The organism is Pectobacterium fontis, from assembly GCF_000803215.1.
GTDB lineage: Bacteria > Pseudomonadota > Gammaproteobacteria > Enterobacterales > Enterobacteriaceae > Pectobacterium > Pectobacterium fontis.
In genome coordinates this window covers 148,339-174,292 of the sequence record NZ_JSXC01000030.1, presented here as the reverse complement: position 1 = coordinate 174,292, position 25,954 = coordinate 148,339, and the positions used below count along the sequence as shown (strand labels likewise).

Sequence of the window (25,954 nt, the reverse complement as noted above, 5' to 3'; positions counted from 1 at the left end):
CTAAATGATGATTTACCGCCCAGCGACGTTGTGGAATTAACCAATTTTGTCGTTCAAAAACGAACAACGAAGATTAACGCAAAAATTGCGTTATAAATTTGTAAAAAGGTAATCAGAATGACCTATACCGAAGCTCATTACGAAAACGCCTGTCTTGAGTTGTTCCGCGACACGTTGGGCTATAACCATATCTATGCTCCAGAGCTGACGCGGGACTATGCTAATCCGCTTTATATGGACGAGCTTCTCCCTGCTCTCAAACAGGTGAATCCCAGGCTACCGGAAGCGGCGCTTGCCGAGGCGATTTACAAGCTGCGGAATATCGAGGGTGGCACATTCCAGCAGAAGAATATGCAATTTATGGGGTACCTGCAAAATGGTGTATCGGTCAATTATTACGATAAAGATGAGCTGCGGGCGGTGTTGGTTCATCTTGTGGATTATGAGGATGTGGATCGGAATTCATTCACTGTCTCCAACCAATGGACAATCTGCGAAAATAGTGAGAAACGCCCTGATGTGATCGTGTTCTTAAATGGTTTGCCTGTTGTCGTTTTTGAGTTGAAATCACCTTCCCGTGAGGAAACGGACGCTTCTGAGGCATTTCTGCAACTGCGTAACTATATGCATGAGATACCGTCTCTGTTCATATACAACGCTTTTCTCGCTATGAGCGACTTGGCCGTCTCGAAAGCCGGAACTATTACGGCAGGCGAAGATCGCTTTATGGAGTGGAAAACCAAGGATGGCAGCTACGAAAATACGCAGTACGCCCAGTTCGATACGTTCATTGAGGGGATGTTCGACAAAGCACGGCTGCTCGACATCATCAAGAATTTTATCTGCTTTTCCGGCGACGAGAAAATCCTCGGCGCGTACCACCAATATTTTGCTGTCAGAAAAGCGGTCGCTTCCACTAGCAGGGCTACCGCAACAGATGGCAAAGGCGGTGTGTTCTGGCACACCCAGGGCAGCGGAAAATCGCTGTCGATGGTATTTTACGCCCATCTACTACAAAGCACGCTAAATTCTCCGACCCTGATAGTGCTGACAGATCGCAACGACCTTGACGAGCAGTTATTCGGGCAGTTTGCCAGGTGCGCATCGTTCCTACGCCAAACGCCCCAGCAGGCCGAAAGCCGGGGTCATTTAAAGGAACTGCTCGCAGGAAGGCTGGCAAACGGCATCATTTTCACGACCATGCAGAAATTTGAGGAGGCATCTGAAGCACTTTCTGAGCGTCGTAATATCATTGTGATGGCAGACGAAGCCCATCGTGGGCAGTATGGGTTAGAAGAGAAAGTGGACGCGAAAACAGGTCGTGTGATCATCGGTACGGCACGCATTATTCGCGATAGTTTACCCAACGCCACCTACATCGGCTTCACCGGAACGCCGATATCCAACAAAGATCGCTCCACAATCGAAGTATTCGGCAACTATATCGACATCTACGATATGACTCAGGCAGTGGAAGATGGCGCGACCCGCCCCGTCTACTATGAGAGTCGCGTTATCCACCTGAAGTTGGACGAAGACATTCTGCGGCTTATTGACGCGGAATACGACATTATGGCGCAGAATGCCGAAAACTACGCCATCGAAAAGAGTAAAAAGGAACTCGGCAGAATGGAGTCTATCCTCGGGGCGGAACAGACTATCACTGCATTGTGCGATGACATCATCCAACACTATGAGGAAAACCGTCAGCATGAGCTGACTGGTAAGGCGATGATAGTTGGTTATTCGCGCTCCATCGCAATGAGCATCTACCGCAAGCTGCTTGAGCTACGCCCTGAATGGACCGAAAAAGTTGGCGTGGTGATGACCGAAAGCAATAAAGATCCGGAAGAGTGGCGCGGCGTTATCGGCAATAAACGCCACCGCGACGCGATGGCTAGCCGATTCAAGAATAACGATGACCCGCTGAAAATCGCCATCGTGGTGGATATGTGGCTTACAGGGTTTGATGTACCATCGCTCGCTACCATGTATGTTTACAAACCGATGTTGGGACACAATCTCATGCAGGCGATTGCCCGCGTCAATCGGGTTTACAAAGATAAAGAAGGCGGGCTGGTTGTTGATTATGTCGGCATTGCCTCAGCGTTAAAACAGGCGATGAACGCCTATACTAACCGCGATAAGAACAACTACGGTGATACCGATGTCGCCAAGACCGCGCTGCCGAAATTTATCGAAAAATTGGAAGTCTGCCGCAGCCTGTTCCACGGTTTTGACTATTCAGCGTTTCTGTCCACTGATAGCGATCTTGTTCGCGCCAAAACTATTACTGGCGGAGTGAATTTTATTTCAGCTATTGATAAGCCGAAAGTTACCCCAAATCACGAAGACATGGACTTTCGGTATTCAATGGCCGCAGAACCGAAACCCGCTTATGGCGAAGCGCCGAGCAAAAAAGATCTGTTCATCAAAGAATCTATGTTGCTTCGTCAGGCGTTATCCCTTTGTCGTTCGCTAATAAGTGCCGAGCAGCGATTCGAGGCCGCCTACTTTGAGGCGGTACGTACGCTGTTTACTCGCCTCACCGGCGAGGGTAAGCCGCTGTCCCTGAAAGAAATTAATGCCCGCGTTAACGAATTACTGAAAGCAAGTATCCAAAGTGATGGGGTTATCAATCTGTTTTCCGATGTAGACACTGGGTTCTCGTTGTTCGATCCAAAATTTCTCGATGAGATCGCCAGGATGAAGGAGCGTAATCTTGCCGTTGAGATGCTGAAAAAACTGCTCGCCGAGCAGGTGACGCTCTATCGCCGCACTAATCTCGTCCAGAGTGAAAAGTTCTCGGAAATGCTTTCTCGCGCCATGAAAGCGTACCTCAACGGTATGCTCTCCAACGAAGAAGTCATCGCTGAACTGATGAAAATGGCGAAGGATATGGCGTCTGCTCAGGCGGAAGGCGATGCGCTGGGATTGACTGGTGAAGAATTTGCATTCTATCTCGCGCTGACCCGTCCCCAAGCCGTGAAAGACTTCTACCAAAACAAAGAACTAGTAGCGATGACGCACGAACTCACGGAGATGTTGCGTAAAAACCGCACTATCGACTGGCAGAAGAAAGAATCCGCACGCGCTGGCATGCGTCGAATGGTTAAAAAACTACTGAAAAAATACAAATATCCGCCGGAAGGCGTAGAAGATGCCGTAGCTACCGTTATTGGCCAGTGTGAAACGTGGGTGGATAATTGAGCAACTTTTTATGTCTTTGGCTGATTAATTCGTGCGAGTAAAATGTGCATGAACTTAATTTGAATCTAGCCAAAGAGTTTCTAATCGGGTAATAACCAAGCGTAATATTATATTCGGTTGTATGTAAAATAGATGAACTTAGAGTTTCGATATAAAAATACTAGCAAAATCAGTGGGGTTTAAGCCTCCTGTTGCTCTCAGAACTTTACCTCATGCCACCTGATCGCTGTAGATAACCCAGTGATGTTCGGCGTCAGCCACACTCTGTATATGTAGGATTCTGGCAATGAGGTAATCTCTCCGCAAAACCGTATCGCTCCTCAAGCAGGCTGAGGCCGGAACACCCGAGGCTGAATTGTGTCGCCAGTACTGGCTGGGCGGTGAGTAAAATACCACTCGACCGTTTTCTTAATTAACTCTTCCGTAGCATCGACATAGTGTTGCGGCGACGTTTCGACTTCTCGTTCCAGAATCAGGGGCAGTTCGGTGCAACCCAGAATAATTTTCTCGACGCCAGACTGTAACAGGCGATCTTTTATCGGTGACAGGATGCTATAGGCGCCGATAATATCACCGGATTTATAGGCGTAGATACTTTCCATAACCTGATGCTGGTCAGCCTCATCTGGCGTGTAGCATTCAATATTATCGACGAGCAAATTGTCTTGATAGATTCTCGCTTTGACCGTTGCTGTGGTCGCTAGCAGGCCGACGCGTGTGGTGTTGGCATGCTTAATCGCCTGGCAGGTTACATCGATAATGCTGATCATTTCTGCACGGCACTGTTGTTTTAATTCATTGAACCAATAGTGTGCGGTGTTACACGGGATAATGATGCATTCAGCGCCTGCATTTTCGAGAATTTTCATATATTGCAGCATTTTACCCAGCGGTGAAGCGCTGTGCTGGAGTATGCACTGTGTTCTGTCTGGAATATCAGGAATAGAAACTGCAATCATCGGAATATGGTCTTGATCCCGATACGCCGGCGTGTTTTTGATCAGTTTTTGCATTGCATCGACGGTAGCGCCCGGCCCCATTCCGCCCAGAATCCCCACAAGACTGTTCATGCTGTTAACCCTGTAGCATTATGAAATTAAAAGAATAATCGCATACTGCCCGGCAATGTGAATTGCTAAATTCCCATCTGCTATGTATGATTTGCATAACTATTGGCATCTCTATGCTTTTATTGGTTTTAACAGTCTCTGCTGGGCATGTTGAGTGAGGGGTGATGCTAAACAATATCGAAACCAAGTGGCTCTATGACTTTATTGTGCTGGAAGAGCATCGGAGTTTTACGCTGGCTGCCGAGAAGCGGAATATTTCTCAATCTTCATTTAGTCGGCGTATTCAGGCGCTGGAAGCGGCGGTGGGATTTGATATTTTCGATCGCAGCGCGTTGCCACTGCAATTAACTGAACAGGGACGAGTGTTCCACGCTTATATCCGCAATACGCTGGATGATTTGGAATATCAGCTTAATAAGCTGCACGGCGGGGATAATTACAAAAATAAGATTACCATCGCCGCAGCCCACTCTCTGTCGGTATTCATCATGCCGGAGCTGTTAAAAGATGTGCCGGATCCGCAGGAAAAAATCTTCTATGTCGAATCGATCGACGTAGATGAAGCGGTATTGAATCTCAAAGAGGGGCGCAGCGACTTTATCTTCTCGTTTTACAATGAAGATCTGATGGGGGAGCCTTTTATGCACGAGAAGATATTGGAATCCCGGCTTTATCCGGTTTGCGCATGCGATAGTGCCGGGAAGCCGTTGTTTGATGTGAGCGCCGCATCGGTGCCGTTACTCAATTATACCGAGACAAGCTACATGGGGCGTCAGGTTAGCCGTTACTTATCCAGCGTGGACAATGATAAGTTTACGGTCAATTTCGTCTCTTCCATGAGCGACCTGCTCAAACGCATGACGAAGAAAGGTTATGGCATTGCCTGGCTGCCAGACTATTCCATTCAGGAAGAGCTGAAAAACAAAGAGCTAGCGATCCTGAGTATGGAAAATGCCGTGATCCGTATGGGGGTTTATCTGTATCGTCTTGATGCGCGGCTGAATGTGGCTTCTGAGAAATTCTGGCGCTACATGAAAGGGCTGTCATCAATGTCGGGGCTATGAGCGCTTTAACCGGAATAAAGGTGTGACGAGTAAAAAATAGCGACCCGAAGGCCGCTATGATGAAACATTCACTCAGCATTAACTATTTTGCGTTGCCTGCTGAGGTGCCTTATAGGCAGCAGAACCATCAGTTTCCGGTTCTTCTTCCTCGTCGTCATGGATGTCTTTTTCCAGACTGGCGACCACGGCGGTAGAGATACTGTTACCGATGACGTTAGTTGCAGTACGGCCCATATCCAGGAACTGGTCGATACCGATAATCAGCAGAATGCCGGCTTCCGGCAGGCTGAACATCGGTAACGTTGCCGCAACCACAACTACGGAGGCTCGAGCGACGCCCGCCATTCCTTTACTGGTGATCATCAGTGTTAACAGGATCAGAATTTGCTCAGTGACGCTCAGGTCAATATTGTACGCCTGCGCGATGAACAGAATCGCGAAAGACTGGTACATCATCGAACCGTCAAGGTTGAATGAATAACCGAGCGGCAATACAAAGCTGGTGACTTTTTTCGGAACACCGAATTTTGTCAGTGCTTCCATGGTCTTCGGGTAAGCGGATTCGCTGCTCGCTGTGGCGAATGCCAGCATAGTCGGTTCACGAATTAATTTCGCCAATGTCATAATGGCTTTGCCCAGGAACAGGTAGCCAACCAGGAACAGAACGCCCCACAGCACCGCCAGACCGAGATAGAACTCGCCGATCAATTTACCGAAATCATAAAGCAGCCCCAGTCCTTGTGTGGTAATCGCGGAAGCGATTGCGGCAAAAACAGCAATCGGTGCCAGCGCCATGACGTAGTCGGTCACGCGGAACATGATTTTGGTTAATTCTTCGATCAGTGAAATCATAGTGGTCGCGTGTTTGTTTTTGCCTTTCACATAGGCAAGCGCGGAACCGAAGAACAGGGAAAACACCAAAATTTGCAGGATTTCATTATTCGCCATGGCTTCTACGATACTTTTCGGGAAGATATGGCTGATGAAGCTCTTAAGCGTAAAACTGTCGGTATTCAAACCAGTGGCAACATGCTGGGCGGGAACGTCCAGGTTCATACCGGCGCCGGGTTGGAACAGGTTGGCAAAGAGCATACCGATGAGCAGAGAAATGAACGATGCGCTGATAAACCAGATCATCGCTTTCATACCAATACGACCAACGGCAGAAGAATTACCGCCCATGCTTGCCAGACCGGAAACCAGTGTAGCGAAGACTAATGGCGCGATGATCATTTTAATCAGGCGCAGGAAGATATCGGTAACCATGTTGAAATAAGATGCAACTTCTTTTGCTCGGCTGCCATCCAGGTATTGATGACAAGCCCATCCAATTAATATCCCTAGGACGATAGCTAACACTATCTGTACAAGTAACTTCTGCCTTTGCATATAAACCTCATGTTGGTGAATTGATTCAGACAACACAATATTATTGCCGCGTGAGGGGCGGTGTTTTCCCTGAATACACCAATCCTCACCCGAGTCTGTTGTTAGGGTGTTGTGTCTGCCCGCCGATATTACAATGATTCTTACGTTTTACATTTTTTTTCTATGGATTGTTATGTATTTGTGATCTTTGTCATGCAAGAAATGCATGCTCAAACAGATCTTAATGATGATAGAGGATGTGGTGTGCAGATGGGATAAAAGCTCAATAATCATTATTTTTCAATTAAAACAATGAATTATTGTTTTTTCTGTGTGTGCAAGAAGTGCTGAGTGAAGTGTTGAATTAGTGTTGCTAATGATATGACGCTATACATCAATAAAATATATGGTGAATTGCTTAAAGATTAAGTAAAAATAAAAGAACAATTAACGAAAAGTTTATATATCTGTCATTTTCTGATTTTGTTATTTTTTTAATTATTTAATGCTTGATTTTATTGAGTTGATCATTTTTTTATTCTTGCATTTCTGATTTGAAGTTTAATTATTGTGCGATATGTTTCCATTTGTGACGCGTTGGGCATTTAGGGTATTTAAAATGGTGTTTTTCATTTTTTAACCATATGTTATCGATGGTTTGAGACCTCGCGGTTGATGATGTCAGCGAAAAAGGTCGATACTCACTTCCTTCTAAGCCATCGGCATTGCCTAAGCCGCCACGGCGTTGACGCAGCGGCTCAGGTAAGGGGCGTTAGCTAACGTTTTCTGCGGCGGTGCGCAGTCGATCTTTCAACTGGCGGTATTCCTGCTGCACGTAGTTCTCTGCGGCCTGCTGATCGTCAATCGCCTCCAGTTTAACGGCACAGTGTTTGTACTCCGGCGTTTTAGATACCGGATCGAGATGATCCAGCGTCAGTTCATTGCAGGCACCGATCCACCACTGGTAGGTCATATAGACGGCGCCTTGATTGATGCGTTCGCTAACGGCAACACGGGAGATAACTTTGCCGCGTCGTGAGGAAATCCAGGCCAGTTGCTGGTCGCGTATTCCTAAGCGTTCGGCATCCGCGGGGCTAACCTGCACGTAGCCGGGTTCATCCGCCAGCGTTTGCAGCGCGGTGCAGTTGCCTGTCATGGAACGGCAGGAGTAATGACCGACTTCGCGCACGGTGCACAGAACCAGCGGGTAATCGTCATCCACGAGTTCCATCGGCGGTCGCCATTCTGCCGTCAGCAGTAGGCCTTTCCCGCCGGGGCGATCGAAGTGGTTGCCTGCATATAGCCACGGCGTTCCGGGGCTGTCTTCCGTTAGGCACGGCCACGGTACATAGCCAAGCCCTGCCATTTTCTCGTAGGTTGCGCCGTAATACAGCGGGCAGAGCTGGCGCAATTCATCCCAAATTTCCTGCGTGTTGTGATAGTGCATTGGATAACCGAGGGCGGTCGCCATCAGGCTGATAATTTCCCAGTCGGGTTTGACATCCCCCTGAGGTTCTACGGCTTTATAAAAGCGCTGGAACCCGCGGTCGGCGGCGGTATACACCCCTTCATGCTCGCCCCAGGAGGTCGCGGGTAAAATCACATCGGCAATGGCGGCGGTCTTGGTCATGAAGATATCCTGTACGATCAGCAGTTCAAGTTCGTTGAACGCATCACGCAGCATCGACAGATCCGGCTCGGTTTGCAGTGGATCTTCCCCCATTACATAGTTGGCTCTGATTTTCCCTTCCAGAATGTTGTGCGGAAGTTCAGTCAGCGAGTAGCCAATTTTGTCAGAGAGTTCAGGCACGCCCCAGGCGTCGGCGAATTTCGCCAGCACCGTGTGATCCGTAACTTTTTGATAACCGGGGAACATATTGGGCAGGGCGCCCATATCGCAGGCACCTTGTACATTATTCTGCCCACGTACCGGCCCGACGCCCACGTTTGGACGCCCTAAATTACCGGTCAGTAGCGCTAAGCCGGACAACCCTTTGACGACGTCAACGCCTTGTCCCCATTGCGTTACGCCCATTCCCCATAAAATGGTGGCAGACGGTGCGGCGGCATATATTCGCATCGCATCGCGAATCAGTTGCGGCGACAGCCCCGTGATATCGGCGACATACTCTGGCGTGTATTTGGCGACAGTGTTGCTGAATTCCTCGAAGCCTTCGGTATGACGAGCGACATACGCTTTATTGTAGTGACCTTCGTTAATCAGTACGTTGGCGAACGCGTTGACCAGCGCCATGTTGGAGCCATTTTTCAACGGCAGCCACAAGTCGGCGATGCGTGCGGTTTCAATATGGCGCGGATCGCACACGATGATTTTTGCACCACGCGCTTTGGCCTTCAGGATCCGGCGCGCCACGATAGGGTGTGAATCTGCGGCGTTATAGCCAAAAATCAGGATACAGTCGGTTTTTTCGATTTCGCAGATGGAGTTACTCATGGCCCCGTTTCCCAGCGTGACCTGTAACCCGGCAACCGACGGGCCGTGGCAGAGTCGAGCACAGCAGTCGACGTTATTATTCCCAGTGACCGCCCGGGCGAATTTCTGCATCACATAATTGGTTTCATTACCGGGGCCGCGTGACGATCCGGTATGCATAATCGACTCGGCTCCGTACTTCTCCTTAATGGCCTTCAGTCGCGAACTGGCGAAACGGATCGCTTCATCCCAGGATACTGCCTCAAAAGGCGCGCCTTTCTGGCGTCGAACCAGCGGTTGTTTTAAACGCGGGGTCAGAAGTTTCGTATCGTTGAGAAAATCCCAGCCGTAATAGCCTTTCAGGCACAGCTCACCTTCGTTGGTGACGCCGTTTGCGCCTTCCGCGCCCACGACTTTGCCGTTCTCTACCAGCAGGTTAATTTTGCAGCCCGATCCACAATACGGGCAGACGGTAAGCACTTTCTGCATGATTATTCTCCAAAGCCGAGTTTTGGATAGTAAGAACTGCATGCCTGTGGCTGGCTGTTGATGCAGTTGGCTAACCTTTGATAATCGTCGATAAAGAAAAGTAATTTACTGATCGTGGTCATGCTCAGTGCGTGACCAATTGCCCTAATGCTTTGAACGCGACGACCTTTTTTCATCAAGAATGGCTCTGGAAAAATGTTTAGCGTATTTATCCTCTTTATTCGTTAATGCCTATACTGTTCTGGGCAGTATTAATTCTGTGTGCCGCCGATCAGACCGTGATAGTGATGTCTGTCGGCGGTTTAAAACCAGGGATATTGGCACCTCAGGGAAGATAACGCATTCTATTCGCTAAATTTTTAGCGCAACTTTCCATTCGATGGATAATGAATCAGGGAATTCCAGAACGTCTGTTTGATTCGTGAGATGAAGTGCGGAAACAACGGGCGGCACCGTCATGAGTAAAAAGTAAATACTTTTCCGACAGCGTGTGTGGACGGGAAAGATTTGTCAATATCGCGGAGTGGATTATGGAATTTCTAAAAAATGTCAGCATAAAATTAATGGTGCTGGTTATCGTGGGTTCCCTGTTAGTGGCGTGGGGAGTGGCATCGGGATTCAGCCTTTATTCGCTTTATCAGGTCACAAATTTGCTTGATAAAAGTGAGACCCAGCGCAAAACCTATTCCCATCTGGTCTATGGTGCCGATCAATATTTTCGGGCCGTAACGCGTATGGAAAGAACGATGGATTATTTGCAGCGTGACGAGCCTGAAAATGCCAGGCAGACGTTGGAAATGGCACAGGTGGCGATCAAAAACACCAAAGATTCGTTCGATAAATTCCAGACGTCAGAACATGTCGGTGTCGATCAGGCAACGGTTGATGGGGTAAAAAATACGTGGAATACCTTAATATCGTCTTCTATCGATCCGATGAATGCGGCACTGCAACGCAACGATCCCGAAGCATTCCGGCAAATTTTCCGTTCAGTTTATCCGTCCATCAGTATGATGTTTGGGGAGAGTATCAAACGTTATTCGGACGGTATTACTGCTTCATCATTGATTCCAAGCGTCAATGAGCAAAATAACCAGAGTCGCAATGTGCTTATTGGCGTGATGGTTATTGGCCTGATCGTGTTGATCTTTACAGAATATTATTTGAGATATTATCTGGTGATTCCGATTTCCGTGCTGAAATCTCATTTGGCACAGCTCACGGCGGGCCGTCTGGGCTGCGAGCTGGCGGAGTTTGGTCGGAACTGTGCAGGCCGGTTGATTCCTGACATCAAACGGTTGCAGAAAAGTTTACGCGACACCGTAACTGTTATTCGGCAAAGCACGACAGAAATCAACAATGGGACATCCAATATTAAGGACGGCAATGATGATCTTTCCAGCCGCACGGAGCAGCAGGCGGCGGCATTGCAGCAGACGGCGGCCAGCATGGAAGAGATCAGTGCGACGGTGCGGCAAACCACCGATCATGTGCATCAGGCTCGCAAACTGGCGAAGGATGCGGCGGATATGGCGCAAAAAGGCGGTAATATCAGCGCCAGCGTGATGACGACCATGGATGGAATCAGTGCCAGTTCCCGGCACATTTCTGATATCACTTCGGTGATTAACAGCATCGCGTTTCAAACCAATATTCTGGCGCTGAATGCGGCCGTTGAGGCGGCGCGTGCGGGCGAACAAGGGCGAGGATTTGCCGTGGTAGCGGGTGAGGTTCGCACGCTGGCTCAGCGCAGTGCGCAAGCGGCGAAGGAAATTGAGGCGTTAATTGCGGAATCCGTGGCACGGGTGGAAACCGGCGCAGGTCAGGTGAAACAATCTGGTGAGGCAATGACAGCGATTATCGATGCTATTTCGCATGTGAACGATCTGATCGGTGAGATTGCGGCGGCGACGGATGAGCAAACGCGGGGGATTACGCAGATCAGTCAGGCGGTGCATGAAATGGACAGCGTTACGCAGCAGAACGCGTCGTTGGTGATGCAATCGGCGGAAGCCGCCGCCCGTCTGGATGAACAATCCAGTGAGCTGTCTGCCGTGGTTGATGTGTTCGATCTGGATTCAGATTGCGATCCAGCCATCGGTTTTTCTCGTCCAGCGGTCGCGGCTCCCGTACATCGTGCTGTCAGACAGGGCAGCACACCACTCTTATCAGCCCATGGGCGCAGTAGTGACGGGTGGGAAAAATTCTGATCCGACGGGGAGGCGTGTGCGCCGGACATGAAAAGTGTGCCTAAATTGAGTGCACGGCAAGTGTAGAACACCGGATGGCCTATGAGGCTGAGATGAACTGGGCGGAAAGGAGTCTGCCGGGCTAGTTGGGCCTCTGGTTGCTGTTGGAATGCGATACCCCATCGTTCAATCCGTTGTCGGTGAAAAGTATGAATATCGATATGCGTAATACCTTGGATTAGCGGGGAAAAATGGTATGCCTCTCTGTAAATTTGATTGTGTTAGTGTAAAGAAATACCATTTCAAGACAAGGTTTTCTGACGTAAAAATGATTTAATTAAAATATTGGCATTATTTTTGCTTTATTTTGATTTGCGAATTTTGCTGTTTTTGTGATCAAAAAAACGTATTTTTTCAATATTATAAAAGGAAAATAGAATTATTAGATGTTTTTTGAGAATTGAAATTACTTGTTACAAACAAAAGTCTTTATTGCTCATATTTTCGTGACGTAAATCAAGACAGATGACAGCTTCAAAGTGATAATAAGAATAAATATCATTTGTGCTTCATCACACGCTTATGTCTATCTGGCAAAAAACGCTTCTGTTGTTGTGCTGGCTGTTTAGCTGTTCAGTGGCAATGGCCGCGACAGATTACGCTTCATTTATTCACGATATCGAAACCCGGCTGGATAAAACGGCTCAGCTCTATGAGCAGCAAAAGCCGGATGATGCCCGCACTGAAGTTCAGATGGCCTATTTTGAGGTGTTTGAAAACCTCGAAGGTCCCATCCGTATCAACGTTTCCGCGCAAAAAAGCTATCAACTAGAAGCGACCTTCGGTGAAATTCGTCGCATGATTGGCGAAGGTAAGCCGCAGGCCGAGGTGCAGGCAAAAATTTCATGGTTGAAGGGCGAACTGGATGCTGTTCTTCCCGTGCTGTCGGAAGGGCACAAGCTGGTTGCGCAGGAGCAACACGGAGCTTATGACAATACCGACATCGCACCCTACTGGCAGCAGAGTTTCAAAATCATTGATGATCAACTCGCGCAGGCGGTGACGGAATATCAGGCCGGAGACTACAAAAAGGCCAGCCAGAGCGTGCAGCAAGCGCACTATCAGGGCTTTAAAAATTCCGAGATGGAGATGTCGGTCAGACAGAATCGCTCGGCGCAGCAGGCCGCTTCTATTAATCAACAATTTTCGGCACTGATTACGCTAGCCAGCCAACCCGATCAACTGACGGATGTAGCCTATCGGGTCACCGCGCTGTTACAGGATATCGAGGACGCCTTGCCGGGATTGCCGACAACGCGCGATAGCCAGCAGGCGACGGCGACACCTGCCGCAAATGCGGATACGGGGACTGTGCCGGATGCCAACTGGGCGAAAGTCTCTGATGATATCAATCAGGCTATTGCCGCTGCGATTGCGCAATACCGACAAGGTCAGGTTAAGCCTGCCATTATGGCGGTGCAGGACACCTATTTCGATATGTTTGAAGCCAGCGGCATGGAGAACAAAATTGGTTCCCGCGATGCGGCGTTCAAATCCACATTGGAAGGGTATTTCACCCGACTGGTGAGCCTGATGAACGCCAAACAGCCTGTGGATCAACTTCAAGGACAGGCCGACGCGTTGCAGCAGGAACTGGCGAAAGCCGTCACCATGTTGGGCGATGGCGGTGAAACGCACTGGAGTTTGTTGCTATACAGCCTGCTGATTATTGTGCGTGAGGGGCTGGAAGCCCTGCTGATTGTGGCGGCGATCGTGGCCTATCTGGTGAAAAACAATCAGCAGGACAAGCTACCGCTGATTCGCCAGTCGGTCTACGTCGCGCTGCTGTGCAGCGTGATTACCGCTGTCATTTTCCAGCTCTTGTTTACCAACTCCGGTGCCAGCCGCGAACTGCTGGAAGGCATTACGATGCTGATTGCTGTCGTGATGCTGTTCTTCATGAGTTACTGGCTGCTGTCCAAAGTAGAAGCGCGGCACTGGAAGGCCTATCTGGAAGGTAAGCTGTCCCATTCACTGAGCAGCGGTTCCATGATCGGGCTGTGGCTGACCAGCTTTCTGGCGGTGTACCGTGAAGGTGCCGAGACGGTGCTGTTTTATTACGCGCTAGTCGGCGATGCCAGCAACACGGCGGGGCATCTCTCCATTCTGGCTGGATTTGTCATCGGCTGTGTGATCCTGCTGATTGCGTATCTCGTGATGCGTTACACCATTGTCAAGCTACCGCTTAAGCCATTCTTCATGTTTACCGGCTGCTTTATGTACCTGATGGCGTTTGTGTTTGCGGGTAAAGGCGTACTGGAACTCATTGAAGGAAAACTGTTTGAGCCGACATTACTGACGGGCGTGCCAGAAATCAGCGGGCTGGGGATTTACCCTTATGTGGAAACCCTGATTCCACAGGGCGTACTGGTTGTCGCGGCATTCATCGCCCTATGGGTGATGCGGCGCAGAGCGTCGGCAGTCTGATGATAGAACGCTGCCGACGCTGAATACTGAAAGCAGTAAGAGCAGAAAATAACCATAACAACCCCAATCGCTTAGCGAATTAAGCTGGGGAAGACTGAGATGAGGATGGGTTTGATGAATATGCAAAAAAGTCTGATTGCGGGTGCCGTTATTGCCGGTATTTTCACTGCGCCTGCCGCGCTGGCGTTCAAAGAACATCCAGCGGGTGAGCCGGTTTCTATGAACGAAATGGAAATTGCCGCCGTTTATCTGCAACCTATCGATATGGAACCACGCGGGATGGGGCTGCCTGCTGCGAAAGCGGATATCCATCTGGAAGCCGATATCCACGCGGCTGAAGGTAACAAAAATGGCTTCGGCGCGGGTGAATGGATGCCGTTCCTGACCATCGCTTACACGTTGACCAACACCGACACTGGCGCGAAGCAAGAAGGGACCTTCATGCCGATGGTTGCCAGCGATGGCCCGCACTACGGTGCGAACATCAAAATGATGGGCGTGGGTAACTATAAAGTGACATACCACATCGATCCGCCATCCAAAGCAGGTATGCACCGTCATACCGACAGTGAAACCGGTGTTGGTCGCTGGTGGAAACCGTTTGATGTCAGCTTTGACTTCAAATATGTCGGTTTAGAATAAGGTCTTCTGGCCGCGATACTCTGTCGCGGCCATGTTCACACCTTTGCGGGTAGGTTTTTATTATCCGCAGGGGCGGTGATTTTTCGGTCAGAGCACTGTGCCAGTCAACATCGCGCTCAACCGACGTACATGCAACGTGAAGTATGACGAGAATATGAGTTATTTCTTTATCACGACACTTCAATCCTTCCTGCCGATAGCACTCTTGCTGGGGTTGAACTGGAGCCATCGTTCTACGCCGCAGATCAGGCCGCTGGGCTGGATCACACTGCTGGCGCTCGTCGCTGGTACGCTTATTGGCGTTCATTTTCCTAACAGACAAGCGTTTCTGCTGGGGTTTACGGCACTTCAGGCGCTGGCCCTCACGCTGTTTCTTATCTGCCAATGTTTTCCCCACTCGCGACTTGGTTATCTGTGGCAGGCGCTGCTGACCATGGGGGCGGCGGTACATTGGGGCAGCGATCCCAATCTGACCGCGTTGACCACCACCCATGTGGTGAATACCGATCTTCTGCTGAATTTTAGCGCCATGGTGTTGGCATTTGGCTGGCTGGTGTTTTGTGCTGCACTGTGCGGCATGATTGTGCACCGTCTTCGTCTGCTCCGCTGGCCGTTACTGGCGCTGCTGGTGGCGCTCCTTCTGCTGCCGATAAGCGGCAATTTGCTGCTGCTGTTGATGAAATTGCAGGTGCTGGGGCTAACCAAACCGCGCCTGAGCTACGTGGCGCACGTCACCAATAGCGCATATTTATTAAATTACCTCAGTGCGTTGCTTATGGCCATGTTGGCTGCCGGGCTGGTTTGGCCGCTGCGGCATGCGCGCCGTGAGAGGCTGGCTGCCCATGAGGCGATTGAAAAGCGCAAAGCGACAGCAGGCTATCGTAATGTGCGGCGCACGCTGCTGGCGACGGTCACGGCGCTGCTGGTGGTGGTTTTCGCCCAGCTTTATTGGGACAAGGTTGCCTCGCAGCCGCCTCGCCTGTCAGAAGCCCAGCCGGTAACGCTGGCCGCCGATGGCAAAGTGCATATTCCGATTGAGCAAGTGCGTGATGGCAAGCTGCACCGCTTCGTGTGGATTGCCGACGACGGCAAAGCTGTGCGCTTTTTCATTATTAACCGTTATCCCGACCGCCTGCGTTTGGGCGTGGTGTTTGATGCCTGCCTGCTGTGCGGCGATCAGGGCTACGTGATGGAAGGCAACCAGGTGATTTGTGTTGCGTGCGGCGTGCACATTTTCATTCCTTCTATCGGGAAGGCTGGCGGCTGTAATCCGGTGCCCATTGAGGGCTGGAGCAACGACGACAATGAGTTGGTCATTGGGCGAGCCTCGCTGGCGGCGGGCACTAACTACTTCTCGACGGTGGTGTCGATGGAAGTTGTTGATCCGGTTGATGGTTCCAAACTGACCAACGTAAACGCGGAGCATAAATATCGCTACGGCGGTAAAACCTACTTCTTCTCGTCGGAAGCCAACTATAACCGCTTCCGCGAAAGCCCCGCGAAATTTGTCACCGCCAACGCGGCGGCTGGCGAGCAGGCTGAGGGGGAATAATCATGCTATGGCGACTGCTGCGTCAGTCCTGGCGTAGAAATATCCGGCGCAAATCGCTGGCGGTGCTGACCGTTTTTTTGGCTGCGGGGTTGATCTCCGCGTTGTTGGCGGTTTCCATCGACATCGGCGACAAAATGGCGCGTGAACTGAAGTCCTACGGTGCCAATATTTTGATTGAACCCGCAGGTCAGGCCGCGCTGCCCGCGCTGTTTGGCGAGCGTAGCAATCCGCTGGAAGGGCAGGATTTCCTTGATGAAGCCGAGTTACCAAACATCAAGGATATCTTCTGGCGCAATAATATTGTCGGTTTTGCACCGCTGTTGAGTGGTGATGTCGAGATCAATGGTCAGCCGATTGCGGTGCTGGGGACTTTCTTCTCTCAACCTGTCGCGGTGCCGGATGAAGAAGACTATCGCACAGGGCACATGACCGTTAGCCCTTATTGGCAGGTAACGGGGCAGTGGCCGCAGGAGCCGGTGACGACGGAAAATCTGGCGCAGGCGCTGGTGGGGAAACAACTGGCGGCGCAAACGGGCTGGAAAGTTGGGGATAAACTCGTGCTGCACGGCGCGAAAGGCGAGGCAACGGTAGAAGTTAGCGGCGTGTTGAGCAGCGGCGGTGACGAAGAAAGCCGACTGGTGATGCCGCTGGCAACGGTGCAATCGCTGCTGGGGCTGGCGGGTAAAATTCAGGCTATCCGCGTATCGGCGCTGACCGTACCAGAAAATGAACTGTCACGGCGGGCACGGGAAAATCTGGAAGCGCTGAATGCCGAAGAATATGACCTGTGGTACTGCACCGCGTATGTCTCTTCGATTGCACACCAGTTGGAAGAGGCTATTTCCGGTTCGGTCGTGCGCCCTATCTGGCAGGTGGCGGCCTCGGAAGGCGTGGTGATCGACAAGATCCAACTGCTATTGGCGGTGGTGACGTTCGCGGCACTGGTCGCTTCCGCGATGGGGATCGCCTCGCTGATGACCAGCACCATTATGGAACGTGCTAAAGAGATCGGGTTGATGAAAGCGCTGGGCGCACGTCAGTGGCAAATCATGCTGTTGTTTTATCTGGAAGCGGCATTGAGTGGGCTGGTTGGGGGGATGGCGGGCTGTGTTGCCGGTTGGGGGCTGGCGAAAGCCATTGGCCTGATGCTGTTCGGCGTACCGCTTAGCTTTGCGTGGATCGTGATCCCCTGCGTGTTAGTGATATCGATGCTGATCGCTATCATCGGAACCTGGTTCCCGGCCCGGCGCATTGCCAGACTGTATCCGGTGGAGGTGCTGTATGGGCGCTAATGGCTGGATGAACAGCATGTTTTGGCGTCTGGTGCTTCGTGCGTTACGACTCCGTATGCAGCGCGTCAGCGTGGTGTTCGCCGCGCTGATGGTCGGGGCGGCGATAGTGACGGCGATGTCGGCTGTCTATTTCGATATCAACGCCAAGATGAGCCAGGAGTTGCGTACCTTCGGGGCGAATTTTTACATCGGCCCGGCGCGAGGCAATACGGTTCCACAGAGCACGTTTCAGCCGATTATTGACAACGCGCCAGCCGGATTAATCAATGCCTCCAGTCCTTATCTGTACGGCATGGCGCGTACGGAACTGGAGAAAGTGGTGTTGATGGGCGTGTGGTTCGAATCGCTGCGCCAATTGGCACCGTACTGGCAGGTTACAGGTAACTGGATTGGCGTGAACTTCGACGATCGTAACGCCATGATTGGCGTGAAACTGGCGGAGCGCTTGAACGTCAACGTTGGCGACAGTATCACGCTGGTAGACGATGGCGGAAAGCAGCGCTTGCAGATTAAGGGCATTGTGGAGTCCGGCGATGCGACGGACAACATGCTGATCGTGAATCTGGATCTGGCGCAAAAGTGGCTGGATAAAGAAGGCGCGATCAGTAATGCCCTGCTGAGCGTCAGTAACGATCTGGGGCAGGTCGATCGCTTTGCGGCGCAACTCCAGCAGCAGTATCCGCAACTGGAGATCCGCCCGATCCTGAAGGTATCGGCGTCGGAAGGGCAGGTGTTGAATAAAATCAAAGGGCTGATGGGGCTGGTCTCGGCGGTTATTCTGGTGTTGTCTTCCCTGTGTGTGAATACCACGCTGATGGCGATTGTCGGTGAGCGCGCCCGCGAGTTTGCGTTGCAGAAGGCACTGGGTGCGAGTGGGCGAGACATCATCCGGCAGATGCTGGCGGAAACCGGCATTATCGCGCTGGCGGCGGTGGTATGCGGTTCACTTGTGGGTTATCTGCTAGCACAGGTGCTGGGAATGGCGGTATTCAACGCGACCATTTCCCTCCGTTTGCCGGTATTCCCGCTTACGCTGGGGCTGTCTTTACTGGTCGCTGCCGTAGCGGCGGTGGTGCCCACACGGCGGGCAATTTATGTCGAACCAGCCAAAGTCTTGAAAGGAGAGTAGGTCGATGTCTGTAGCAGTGAACGCGCAGGAAAGGACGCAGGCAGCGGAGGCGGTAATTGAAACTCGCCAGCTTTATAAACGCTTTGGTCAGGTTACCGCACTGGAGAACATCAATATCCGCATCGCACGCGGTGAGTTTGTCGCCATCATGGGGGCATCCGGTTCCGGTAAAACTACGCTGATGAATATTCTCACCTGCCTGGATACGGTGAGTGAAGGACAGGTACTGCTGGACGGCGTGGATGCCGCCGCGCTTGACGAGGAAGGACGACGTCGGTTTCGTGCCGATAAGATTGGGCTGGTGTTTCAACAGTTCCACCTGATTCCATTCTTGACCGCACTGGAAAACGTCATGCTGGCACAGCATTACCACAGCGTGGTGGATGAAGCGGCGGCGCGACGCGTGCTTGATCAGGTTGGGCTGGCGCATCGTGTGGATCACTTACCGAGCCAGCTTTCCGGTGGCGAGCAGCAGCGTGTGTGTATTGCGCGTGCATTGGTGAACGAACCTCCCGTGATTTTTGCCGATGAACCCACGGGCAATCTGGACGAAGAGAACGAACGACGGGTGTTGGATCTACTAAAAGATCTGCATCAGCAGGGGCGTACCATTGTGATGGTGACGCATAATCCTGAGTTGGGGCGGTTTGCTGATCGCATTATCCGCCTGCAACACGGTAAGTATTTTGGTGAAGAGGTGAATCATCATGAGATGGCGTAACGGTATAACTGCGCTTTGTCTGCTGGGCGCGCTGGCGCTGAGCGGCTGTAAGGATGAACAGGTGAGCGTCGGGGCGCAGGCACCTGCGTTAGCGGCTTACGATCTGGCTGGGCAGCAGGTGGATCTGTCGCGCTGGCAGGGAAAAAGCGTGTACCTGAACTTCTGGTCGTCGGGCTGTGGTGGCTGTATGGTCGAAATGGGCGCGCTGGAGAAGCTGAGCCAGCAGTACGGTGATAAAGTGGTGGTCGTGGCCGTGAATACCGATCCTGACGGCGTGGATATCACCTCAATGCTGGCGCATCATAATGTGACCTATCCGGTGGTGCGTGACCAATTGGGTATCACCAAAGAGCGTTATCAGGTCAGCGGCACGCCGACCTCATTTATCATTGATGCCAACGGTAAGGTGATCGATTCGTATCAGGGCGCAAGAGATGACGCGCAACTCACCGCGCTGTTTCAGAAGCTGGCAAGCCGGACATAAATAACGGCTCCTCCCCCGCTTTCTCATACCGTTTATTCACGATAGCCACGGCGGCGTTTATTCGGTGCGTGAAACTGGTACTTGTACTTCCACCACGACAGGTTCCGGCTTTACCCGCATAGCGTAGATGACGCCGGCAATCAGGCTGGTGATACCACAGAGCGTCAGCAGTGGCGGCCAGGATTGTCGAATAATGAAAGCGTAGGTTAGTCCCGCCAGCGTCTCAAACACAATCAGCGGGCCGACCAGCACGGTTGGCAGTCGCTGACTCGCTTCATTCCAGCACAGTGTGCCTACCCACGAGCAAAACAGACCAATTGCAATCATTAGCGGGATGAAAACCTCAGGCCGGGGGCCGAATGGTTGGGTAAACGATACATCCGTCAGCGCCAGATGACCACTCACCAGCATATACCCCAACAGCGCCAGCGGCAGAGTAACCAGACCTTGCGCGGTGGCCCAGGTAGTCGGCGTATGATTTTTGTGATCGCGCAGCCAGCGGGCGTTGCGTAGCGGATACCAGGTCCAGCAAATGACCGCGCAAAATGCCATCGCGATACCGCTAATGTAACGCCATAAATCGAATTCGATGGCGGTTCCTTTCAGTTCGGCAATGTTGACGCAGACCAGTCCGGCGGCGATCAGCAACAGCGAAGGTAGCAGCCGGCGCCAGGCCACACGGCCATCGTGCTTGCTGTATAACACATTGGCCGTCACGGAAATCACGACGGGCAGGGTGCCGATAATCATTGTCGAGATCGGCGCACCTGTACGCTGGATGGCGCTGGCGAGCAGGAAATAGTAGAGAAAATTACCGATCAGGGTGAGTTTGGTGGCCTCCAGCCAGTCATGGCGGGTCAACTGGCTCAAACGGCGGCGATCGAGCCAGGCCAGCGGCAAGGCAATTAGCCCAAAAGCCAGATAGCGTCCGGTGGACTGCAAGGCGGCAGAGTAGTCTGGTATCAGCAGCGGCCCAACGAAAATCAACCCCCACATTAGCCCAGCGGCAAGCGCAAATGAAACACCAATTAGCATCATCAATCCGTTTATTCATAGTCGTGCATCGTGCGCGTTGGTGATGAATGATTGTCGGATATTGTGGTTTATCACCCGCGACGTGAGGACTCAAGCATAGCGACAGATAGCCGTGTGATAAAGCGCTAAAGCCGATGTACTTAATAGATCAGAAAGGCATAAATCATAGCGAAATGATTGATTAATGATGTCAGCGCCAAAAAACAAATCATAAATAATACTATGATTTTAATGATTATTTATGTTGTTTGTTCAAAAATGTATCGTGGCAGACATACCGTTAGTATAAAAAAATATAATCAACTCCATTTGCTTATTTGTTCGGCCTCTCAACTTGAATCAATGTTGCCATCTGCAATAAAGACAAGGGAGTGAAAGGTGAACTTTCAGCAACTGAAGATTATTCGTGAATCAGCACGGTGTAATTACAACCTGACCGAGGTGGCGAATACGCTGTTTACCTCTCAATCCGGCGTGAGCCGCCACATCCGCGAGCTGGAAGAAGAGCTGGGAATTGAAATTTTCATCCGTCGTGGCAAGCGCTTGTTAGGGATGACCGAGCCGGGAAAAGAACTGCTGGTGGTGGCCGAACGCATTTTGAATGACGCTAGCAATATCCGGCGGCTGGCGAATGTTTTTACCAATAACGACACCGGTCAACTGGTGATTGCGACCACGCATACGCAGGCACGGTATAGCTTGCCCCCCGTGATTAAAGCGTTTCGCTCGCTGTATCCGCAGGTGCGTCTGGTGCTGAATCAGGGCACGCCGGATGAAATTGTGGCAATGCTCCATTCCGGTGAAGCCGATATTGGTATTGCCAGTGAGCAATTGATTAACGATCCCGCACTGGCGGCGTTTTCCTACTATCGCTGGCACCATTCGGTGATTGTGCCTGAGCACCACCCGCTGACGCAGGAATCGGTTATTACACTTGAGATGCTGAATGCGGAGCCGCTGATTACCTACCGTCACGGCATTACCGGACGTTCACGTTTGGATCGCGCATTTCAGGCTGTGGGCATGTCACCGGATATTACGCTCAGTGCGCAGGACTCGGATGTGATTAAAACTTATGTTGAACTGGGGCTTGGCGTCGGGATTGTGGCCGATATGTCATACGATCCCGTGCGTGATAAGGGATTGGTGCGTTTGAATGCTGAACACCTTTTTGAAGCTAACACCGTGTCGCTGGGACTAAAAAAGGGACAGTTACAGCGTAATTATGCCTGGAAATTTATTCAGCTATGTAATACCGAACTGTCGCTGGATGACATTAAGGATAAGGTATTCTCCGATAACGATGAAGTGGTGATCGATTATCAAATCTGAGTGGTGGCACGCTTTCCTAACCTGATGTCCAGCCAGCGTTTTTCTGGCCGGGCGGATACATTTCTTCCTACTGTACGGGATGAATTGTCGATTGGGCAGGAAATCGTGCTGGTATTGATGCTGACATCCAAAGGCATTATAGCCGTCCATTGCTGGACGGCTGTTCGGTAGGTTACAGGAAGCCGTACATGGCGGCGAACACCCAGCCAAAGACGCAGGATGTACTGACACCGATCAAGCCCGGCAGGATGAAGCTGTGGTTGATAACGAAACGGCCAATTTTGGTAGTGCCAGAGCGGTCGAACTGGATAGCAGCCAGATCGCTTGGGTAAGTCGGCAGAATGTAGTAACCATAACAAGCGGGAGCGGATGCCACGATATACGCCGGATCCACGCCGATAGCCAGAGCCACCGGAACAATGGCTGCCAGCGCCGCCGCCTGTGAGTTAACAAACTTGGACACGATCAGCAGGATAATCGCGTAAGCCCAGGGATAAACTTTCACCAGTGAGCCAAGTGTGCCTTTGATCTCTTCCAGATGCGCGCCGAACATGGTTTCCGCCATCCAGGCGATACCGTATACCGCGACGATGGCAATCATCCCTGAACGGAACACTTCATTCTTCGAAATCGATGACGGATTGGTTTTGGTCGCAATAATGATGATGGCACCAGAAAGCAGCATAAACATCTGAATAACCAGTACCATCGACAGCGGCTTCCCGTCAAAGGCTGGTCGCAGTTGTTCAACGGCACCCATAATCGCTACCGCCGCGATGGTTGCCAGAAAGATCCACATGGCAATCCAGTTATTGCGTGGCAGTTTTCTGTCCAGCAGTGTGGCAGTATCACCATACACATACTGCTTGTTTTCTGGATCGGCGATGAATTTCTGGAAATCTTCATCCTTGTCTAACTCCTTGCCACGGAACCAACTGAAAATCCCTATCGCCAGAATACCCAATAGGGTAGAGGGAATGGTGATGGACAGCAGGTCGAGGAATCCCAGATGTTTACCCTGGAAGGTGAAATTGGCCAGCATGGCGACCAGCGACACCACCGCAACAGATACCGGGCTGGCGATAATCCCCATCTGCGCACCGATGGAACTGGCAGCCATCGGTCTTTCAGGGCGGATATTATTCTTGATGGCGACATCATAAATAATCGGCAGAATGGTATACACCACATGGCCTGTACCGCACAGGATCGTCAGAATGCAGGTGACGAACGGTGCAATAATCGAAACGTATTTCGGGTTACGCCGCAGCATACGCTCTGCGATTTGCAGCATGACATCCAGCCCGCCGGATGCCTGAAGCGTTGCCGATGCAGCCACCACGGCAATAATGACCAGCATGACATCAACAGGTGGTTTACCTGGTTGCAGTTTAAAAATAAAGACCAGAATAACAAGTCCAATCCCGCCTAATAAACCTAGCGCGATCCCGCCTTTTCTTGCCCCGTAAAAAAGGCAGATTAGGACAATGACTAATTGAATGATGAAATCCATAGTAGCCCCATTGCATTGCTTTATAAGATAAAAGGATGAGTTAGAATTAAAATAAGTGAGTTTTTACTGTGGGTACTATATGGACGGGTTGTTATTTATTTTCTTGATCTAAATCTATTAATTTTTACCTTTGTCTTATTTCCTGAAAATAAAAGATCTCGCTCGCAATAATGATGTTTTTCTGGTTTATTTAGTTATTTAAGTGTAAGTTTAATTTATTAATGGATGTTGGCGCCGTTTTCTGCGTTTTTTGTTAGTGGATTGTGTGTTTTTATTGGTGAATAATTAACTCCATGTTTTTATTTTGTTTGTTTTTATTTGTGCTATTTTTTGTTTCTGGTTAATTTTATTGAGCTAATCATTCTTTATCAAAAATAAAAATTAACCATAAAGTGGTATTTTTTAGTATCATATTGTTTTTAAATGATTAATTTAAAATTAAAAAAATGAATGCGCATTCATCTAAAAAGTCAATTGATGCCCTGGAGAAATACCTCACAATAAGGCATGCCTGAATGCGCTATCAAACTTATAGCGCAATTGGTTATTAATATAAATATTTTATAAATGATAAAAATATATACCCATCGTTCGTTCTAAATATGCACGAAATAGGCCGCGAGTTGATGCAATGTTTGCTCGTTCAGCGTACCCGCGTAGTAACGCAACTGTAGCCAGGCTGTCAGCCAGGTATAGCGTGCTTCTGTCAGATCGCGTCGTGCGACGTAGAGCTGTTGTTCGGCACTCAGTACGTCAAGGTTCACACGTTCTCCGCCCTGGACGCTTTTTCGAGTGGCGGTGACGAGCGCTAACGCCGACTTTTCCGCTAACTCATAGGCACGGATCTTCGCCTGACTGCTGGTGACTAAATTAAACTGGCGACGCAGTTCCGTCTGGATTGTCGCCGTCTGTTCATCTTTTTCTCGTGCAGTTTGCTGATAGCGTTCCTTTGCCTGGCGTGTGGCGGCAGAGACGCCACCTCCGGCAAAGATCGGCACGCTGACGCGGATACCAATCGATCGCGTGTCGTATTTCTGGTTGTAGCTGTTTTCGGTGTCTGACTGTGTGTTGCGCGTGCTGGCGACCAGCGTAACTTGTGGCAGGTGACCCGACCGGTTACGTTCAATGCCGTATTTCGCCACAGCCAGCGATTGGTTTAGCGCTAATAGCTGCGCATTGTGGCGCAGCGCCAGCGCTTGCCAGTGTTGATAACCAGCGGGCTGAAGCGGCTGCGGCGTGAAGCGTGGCGTCAACGCCGCAAGTTGTTCCACGCCGACGGGCATCCCCAGCAGCGTTTCCAGTTCGCGCAGGCTAATATCCAGATTGTCCTGCGCTTCGATGAGCTGCGCCTCCGTCAGGTTAAGGCGCGCTTCAGTCTCCAGCATATCGGTGCGGGTGCCTTCTCCCTGCTGGAAGAGACGCTGATTCAGGTGATATTGCTCGCGGTAAGCGCGCTGCTGTGCCTGAACCAGTGCAATTTGCTCACGGCTAAACAGGACGTTAGTGTAGGCTTGAAACAGGCGCACCAGCAGTTGCTGGCTGGCATCGCGCAGTTGTTCGTCTGCCAGCACGGCGCTGGCTTCGCCCTGCTTATAGCGTGACCATGCCGCGTAGTCGATCAGCGGCTGTTGCAGAGAAAAACCGGAGGCGTGGCTGGTGTAATCCCGCTCCGCCTGTTGGCCGCCGGCGGTGACCGTGGAATCGTTGCGGGACTGACTATAGTCATAAGTGACTTTTGGCAGCAGCCCCGCACGCCCGATGTTCTTCTCTTCGCTGTCGGCGTTACGTGCGTGTACGGCGGCCTGAAAGGTCGGATCGTGCTTCAGCGCCTGCTGCCAGGCTTCGATTAATCCCAGCGCCTGCCCCGGTGTGCTATAGGCCAGCGCGAGAAAAAACGGGACGGCATGGATTGCCGAGCGATAAACGGATGAAAGGCGCAGCAT

Annotated in this window: 18 protein-coding genes; 11 read left to right on the top strand and 7 right to left on the bottom strand. The window is 50.9% G+C overall.

Annotated features, from left to right (window positions below):
* The first annotated feature begins 117 nt into the window (after nt 1-117).
* Nucleotides 118-3,210, top strand: coding sequence for a type I restriction endonuclease subunit R (locus OI69_RS10080; protein ID WP_039349559.1), 3,093 nt, complete (start codon nt 118-120; stop codon nt 3,208-3,210).
* Between the two features lie 320 nt (nt 3,211-3,530).
* Here OI69_RS10080 and cuyB read toward each other — a convergent pair whose 3' ends face one another.
* Nucleotides 3,531-4,280, bottom strand: coding sequence for a cysteate racemase (cuyB, locus tag OI69_RS10075; RefSeq protein WP_052198348.1), 750 nt, complete (start codon nt 4,278-4,280; stop codon nt 3,531-3,533).
* 164 nt (nt 4,281-4,444) lie between these two features.
* On the opposite strand from cuyB, the gene hypT reads away from it, so the two are divergent.
* A complete protein-coding gene (hypT, locus tag OI69_RS10070) occupies nt 4,445-5,344 on the top strand; it encodes a hypochlorite stress DNA-binding transcriptional regulator HypT (RefSeq protein ID WP_039349556.1) in 900 nt (299 codons plus the stop codon).
* Nucleotides 5,345-5,422: 78 nt separating this feature from the next.
* Here the strand turns inward: hypT and OI69_RS10065 are convergent, their stop codons facing one another.
* The 3 genes from OI69_RS10065 to OI69_RS19835 all read right to left on the bottom strand — a co-directional run bounded on the left by OI69_RS10065 (nt 5,423) and on the right by OI69_RS19835 (nt 9,811).
* Nucleotides 5,423-6,733 carry a dicarboxylate/amino acid:cation symporter gene (locus OI69_RS10065; RefSeq protein WP_039349553.1) on the bottom strand — a complete coding sequence of 437 codons (1,311 nt, stop codon included), beginning with the start codon at nt 6,731-6,733 and terminating at the stop codon, nt 5,423-5,425.
* A gap of 751 nt (nt 6,734-7,484) precedes the next feature.
* Nucleotides 7,485-9,635, bottom strand: coding sequence for a formate dehydrogenase subunit alpha (fdhF, locus tag OI69_RS10060; protein ID WP_039349551.1), 2,151 nt, complete (start codon nt 9,633-9,635; stop codon nt 7,485-7,487).
* A 2-nt stretch (nt 9,636-9,637) separates the two neighbouring features.
* Entirely contained in the window at nt 9,638-9,811 is a 174-nt protein-coding gene (locus OI69_RS19835; protein WP_154715539.1) for a hypothetical protein, read from the bottom strand.
* A 354-nt stretch (nt 9,812-10,165) separates the two neighbouring features.
* Between OI69_RS19835 and OI69_RS10055 the strand changes: the two genes are divergently transcribed.
* The 8 genes from OI69_RS10055 to OI69_RS10020 all read left to right on the top strand — a co-directional run bounded on the left by OI69_RS10055 (nt 10,166) and on the right by OI69_RS10020 (nt 20,131).
* The gene (locus OI69_RS10055) at nt 10,166-11,845 is read left to right on the top strand and encodes a methyl-accepting chemotaxis protein (protein WP_039349548.1); all 1,680 of its coding nucleotides are present in this window, start codon (nt 10,166-10,168) and stop codon (nt 11,843-11,845) included.
* Between the two features lie 561 nt (nt 11,846-12,406).
* Entirely contained in the window at nt 12,407-14,311 is a 1,905-nt protein-coding gene (locus OI69_RS10050; protein WP_039349545.1) for an FTR1 family iron permease, read from the top strand.
* A gap of 114 nt (nt 14,312-14,425) precedes the next feature.
* Nucleotides 14,426-14,953, top strand: a complete 528-nt coding sequence (locus OI69_RS10045) for an iron transporter (RefSeq protein WP_039349541.1) — start codon at nt 14,426-14,428, stop codon at nt 14,951-14,953.
* Nucleotides 14,954-15,107: 154 nt separating this feature from the next.
* Complete coding sequence (locus OI69_RS10040) at nt 15,108-16,505, top strand: Fe-S-containing protein (protein WP_039349538.1); 1,398 nt, start codon at nt 15,108-15,110, stop codon at nt 16,503-16,505.
* Nucleotides 16,506-16,507: 2 nt separating this feature from the next.
* Nucleotides 16,508-17,797 carry an ABC transporter permease gene (locus OI69_RS10035; protein WP_039349535.1) on the top strand — a complete coding sequence of 430 codons (1,290 nt, stop codon included), beginning with the start codon at nt 16,508-16,510 and terminating at the stop codon, nt 17,795-17,797.
* A complete protein-coding gene (locus tag OI69_RS10030; protein ID WP_039349532.1) occupies nt 17,787-18,926 on the top strand; it encodes an ABC transporter permease in 1,140 nt (379 codons plus the stop codon). Before OI69_RS10035 ends, OI69_RS10030 begins: the two co-directional genes overlap by 11 nt.
* Before the next feature lie 4 nt (nt 18,927-18,930).
* Nucleotides 18,931-19,647 carry an ABC transporter ATP-binding protein gene (locus OI69_RS10025; protein ID WP_039349530.1) on the top strand — a complete coding sequence of 239 codons (717 nt, stop codon included), beginning with the start codon at nt 18,931-18,933 and terminating at the stop codon, nt 19,645-19,647.
* On the top strand, nt 19,634-20,131 hold the full coding sequence (locus OI69_RS10020) for a TlpA family protein disulfide reductase (RefSeq protein WP_039349528.1): 498 nt from the start codon (nt 19,634-19,636) through the stop codon (nt 20,129-20,131). The genes OI69_RS10025 and OI69_RS10020 overlap by 14 nt, the downstream gene beginning before the upstream one ends.
* A 57-nt stretch (nt 20,132-20,188) precedes the next feature.
* Here the strand turns inward: OI69_RS10020 and OI69_RS10015 are convergent, their stop codons facing one another.
* Complete coding sequence (locus tag OI69_RS10015; protein WP_039349526.1) at nt 20,189-21,166, bottom strand: DMT family transporter; 978 nt, start codon at nt 21,164-21,166, stop codon at nt 20,189-20,191.
* Nucleotides 21,167-21,544: 378 nt separating this feature from the next.
* On the opposite strand from OI69_RS10015, the gene cbl reads away from it, so the two are divergent.
* Nucleotides 21,545-22,498, top strand: a complete 954-nt coding sequence (gene cbl / locus OI69_RS10010) for an HTH-type transcriptional regulator Cbl (RefSeq protein ID WP_039349523.1) — start codon at nt 21,545-21,547, stop codon at nt 22,496-22,498.
* A 172-nt stretch (nt 22,499-22,670) separates the two neighbouring features.
* On the opposite strand, the gene OI69_RS10005 is transcribed toward cbl, so the two are convergent.
* Both OI69_RS10005 and OI69_RS10000 read right to left on the bottom strand, forming a co-directional pair.
* Nucleotides 22,671-24,011: an anaerobic C4-dicarboxylate transporter gene (locus OI69_RS10005; RefSeq protein WP_039349521.1), complete on the bottom strand. Its 1,341-nt coding sequence runs from the start codon at nt 24,009-24,011 to the stop codon at nt 22,671-22,673.
* A 596-nt stretch (nt 24,012-24,607) separates the two neighbouring features.
* Entirely contained in the window at nt 24,608-25,954 is a 1,347-nt protein-coding gene (locus OI69_RS10000) for a TolC family outer membrane protein (protein ID WP_039349519.1), read from the bottom strand.

Bases quoted from the DNA above. Each gene is read 5' to 3' on its own strand.
- OI69_RS10080 (WP_039349559.1), top strand. From the start codon at position 118: ATGACCTATACCGAAGCTCATTACGAAAACGCCTGTCTTGAGTTGTTC.
- cuyB (WP_052198348.1), bottom strand. From the start codon at position 4,280: ATGAACAGTCTTGTGGGGATTCTGGGCGGAATGGGGCCGGGCGCTACC.
- hypT (WP_039349556.1), top strand. From the start codon at position 4,445: ATGCTAAACAATATCGAAACCAAGTGGCTCTATGACTTTATTGTGCTG.
- OI69_RS10065 (WP_039349553.1), bottom strand. From the start codon at position 6,733: ATGCAAAGGCAGAAGTTACTTGTACAGATAGTGTTAGCTATCGTCCTA.
- fdhF (WP_039349551.1), bottom strand. From the start codon at position 9,635: ATGCAGAAAGTGCTTACCGTCTGCCCGTATTGTGGATCGGGCTGCAAA.
- OI69_RS19835 (WP_154715539.1), bottom strand. From the start codon at position 9,811: ATGAAAAAAGGTCGTCGCGTTCAAAGCATTAGGGCAATTGGTCACGCA.
- OI69_RS10055 (WP_039349548.1), top strand. From the start codon at position 10,166: ATGGAATTTCTAAAAAATGTCAGCATAAAATTAATGGTGCTGGTTATC.
- OI69_RS10050 (WP_039349545.1), top strand. From the start codon at position 12,407: ATGTCTATCTGGCAAAAAACGCTTCTGTTGTTGTGCTGGCTGTTTAGC.
- OI69_RS10045 (WP_039349541.1), top strand. From the start codon at position 14,426: ATGAATATGCAAAAAAGTCTGATTGCGGGTGCCGTTATTGCCGGTATT.
- OI69_RS10040 (WP_039349538.1), top strand. From the start codon at position 15,108: ATGAGTTATTTCTTTATCACGACACTTCAATCCTTCCTGCCGATAGCA.
- OI69_RS10035 (WP_039349535.1), top strand. From the start codon at position 16,508: ATGCTATGGCGACTGCTGCGTCAGTCCTGGCGTAGAAATATCCGGCGC.
- OI69_RS10030 (WP_039349532.1), top strand. From the start codon at position 17,787: ATGGGCGCTAATGGCTGGATGAACAGCATGTTTTGGCGTCTGGTGCTT.
- OI69_RS10025 (WP_039349530.1), top strand. From the start codon at position 18,931: ATGTCTGTAGCAGTGAACGCGCAGGAAAGGACGCAGGCAGCGGAGGCG.
- OI69_RS10020 (WP_039349528.1), top strand. From the start codon at position 19,634: ATGAGATGGCGTAACGGTATAACTGCGCTTTGTCTGCTGGGCGCGCTG.
- OI69_RS10015 (WP_039349526.1), bottom strand. From the start codon at position 21,166: ATGCTAATTGGTGTTTCATTTGCGCTTGCCGCTGGGCTAATGTGGGGG.
- OI69_RS10005 (WP_039349521.1), bottom strand. From the start codon at position 24,011: ATGGATTTCATCATTCAATTAGTCATTGTCCTAATCTGCCTTTTTTAC.
- OI69_RS10000 (WP_039349519.1), bottom strand. From the start codon at position 25,954: ATGCTGCGCCTTTCATCCGTTTATCGCTCGGCAATCCATGCCGTCCCG.